This window comes from Cellvibrio sp., from assembly GCF_053579595.1.
In genome coordinates this window covers 1-1809 of sequence record NZ_JBRFPI010000566.1, presented here as the reverse complement: position 1 = coordinate 1809, position 1809 = coordinate 1, and the positions used below count along the sequence as shown (strand labels likewise).

The 1809-nt window shown below is 47.2% G+C and carries 2 protein-coding genes; both read right to left on the bottom strand.

The window, feature by feature from the left end; genetic code table 11:
- The coding region (locus ACWA6V_RS21175) for an SIMPL domain-containing protein (RefSeq protein WP_449524337.1) at positions 1-714 on the bottom strand (714 nt) is incomplete at its 3' end.
- Between the two features lie 131 nt (positions 715-845).
- Positions 846-1715, bottom strand: coding sequence for a substrate-binding periplasmic protein (locus ACWA6V_RS21170; RefSeq protein ID WP_449524336.1), 870 nt, complete (start codon positions 1713-1715; stop codon positions 846-848).
- Positions 1716-1809 lie beyond the last annotated feature (94 nt).

The following is a 1809-nucleotide window of genomic DNA, read 5'->3' as shown; positions in this document are numbered from 1 at the left end:
ATAAACCACATACACCTGTGCACTGATTTTCATTACACCCGGCTCAAAAGGTTCTGCTGAATCGGCCATGCGCATAGCACTCGCTTCTTTGGCCGAGCTTCCCATCAACTGGCGATTAGGGGTCAATTCCCAGCGCTCATTGCCGCGATTATTAAATTCTGAAATAGACCAAGGCGCACCCAGAGTTTGCCCTTGCGATTTTGCCAGACGGCCAGCACGCGCTTTGGCATCATCCATTGCCGCAGTTTGCACTTTTTCTTCCACCGCTTTTTTATCGGCAATGGTTAAATTGGTATTGATGGTCTCGGAAATTTTGGCATCAACCAAAGCTTTCATCATCTCCGGATATTTTTTCAAATCGCGCAGATTGATATCCACCTGACGCGATACGTTGTTACCTGTCAATACACGCTGGTTTTCTTTGTATTCATATTCGGGGCGGATATTTAAAGCGGTGGTGGCAACATCATCGGCTTTGATACCCAATTTTTTGACGGTTTCGATGAGCAAACGCGAGCGCGCATCCACGTCGGCTTTCGCTTTGGCAAGATCAATATCCACGGCTTGGATACTGAGCGTAAAGGCCATCATATCCGGTTCAACTTCAATCTCCGCCGAGCCTTCAACATAGACGTGAGGCTGTGCAGGCAGTGGATTTGCCATCACCAGAGGGCTCATTGCCAATAACGCCAATGCAAACAATTGTGCTTTCATTTATAACTCCTGAGTAAAAAGATTCGTGGGTCAGTCTACCGTGCCAAACTGAATCACAACGGAATAAGTTGTTAAAGAATGTAAACAGCAAGAGCGCCCACAACGCCCTTGCAGCAATGGTGATAGCCAGATTAGAGTTTTTCTACATCCAACCACAGCTCGGGGCGATCAATAGGCGTTTCTTTTGACAGGGTTGGGTTATCCAAATGAAATATGAGTCGATTTTTGATATCGGCTTTTTCCAAGGCTGCACGAATGGCAGGATCATTAAAAAAAACCTTATCAAAACTGCCATCGGCAATTGCACGATTTAGGCCCAGCTCTATATCTTTTGCGATTGTGGTGTTGGCTTTGCTGGTAAAAAAATACATCGGCATTTTGTAAACCAGCATAATGCGTTTTTCCACTTCCAATTCCAGTCCGGGCGCAAAATTCACTTCTGACCAGGGCTCCTGCACCCCGCGCGGGAAAGCATCAAACCTTCCACCATCCAGCATATACATCAAGCCCGCAAATTTTTGTGTGGTAACAATGTTGAGGCCGTTCGCTTTCATAATTTTAGTGTCCGCCCAGGTTGTCCCCTGCCCCAGTTTTAATTGTTTTAAATCTTCAAGGGTTCGGACGCGATCAAACTTCGCCTGATCGCCCTTGCGGATCAGGAAAATACGATGCCCCAAAAACCCTTTTAATATAGGAATGCGGATCGGCGTCAATTCCGTTTCCAGGGTTGGATCCGTCGCCGCCCACATGATCTGGGTGACACCGTTCTTTATATCCTCAATAACGCGCCCCTGGGTGCGCTGCTCGCCAGTTTGCGGCTCAAGGCGATACTTGCCATCGGTATGTTCAAAGACGAGCTTAAGCAACTCAACCGCATAGCGGTCAAGGTCAGAGACAATAGGCATACTGCTGATTTTGGTTGGCGCCTGGGCTTGCACAGCAGCGGCGCACCACAGGAAAAACATCAGGATTGTGTTGATAATGACCGATTTGGAGAACATGCTGACCTCGGGTTTATAAGTGTTTTGGTTTTTTAGAGTAGTTATGCACCCTTGAGTCTAGCCAAAATCAGAACTGGCGCTTATTACACTTGCG